The organism is Bowmanella dokdonensis (genome assembly GCF_017254865.1).
GTDB lineage: Bacteria > Pseudomonadota > Gammaproteobacteria > Enterobacterales > Alteromonadaceae > Bowmanella > Bowmanella dokdonensis.
In genome coordinates this window covers 1-318 of the sequence record NZ_JAFKCV010000260.1, presented here as the reverse complement: position 1 = coordinate 318, position 318 = coordinate 1, and the positions used below count along the sequence as shown (strand labels likewise).

The following is a 318-nucleotide window of genomic DNA, read 5'->3' as shown; positions in this document are numbered from 1 at the left end:
AGTTGGGTAAGCAAATAGAAGCGCAAAAGCTAGAGTATGATGACCTTAGTTACCTTCACTCGCTGATTGGTTCTGCCAGCGGAGACCGCTTCCGTAAGTTTGCCCAGGGACTCACGCTAGATAACCTGGTATATCTGGCTAACAAACAGCTGGACAGATTACATGGCCGTTATCTGCTAAAGCGCAAAGACTCAGAAGGTCTCTCACTTAGCGTGCTGGATACCTGGCAAGGTGATGTTGAGCGCGACACCAAAACCCTGTCAGGCGGAGAAAGTTTTCTTGTCAGTCTTGCCCTTGCCTTGGCGCTATCCGACCTAG

1 protein-coding gene is annotated in these 318 nt (G+C 50.0%); it reads left to right on the top strand.

Features of this window, described 5'->3' with window-relative positions; genetic code table 11:
* Window positions 1-318, top strand: a 318-nt coding sequence (locus J0A66_RS22480; protein ID WP_206576042.1) for a hypothetical protein, incomplete at both ends; no start/stop codon positions are given.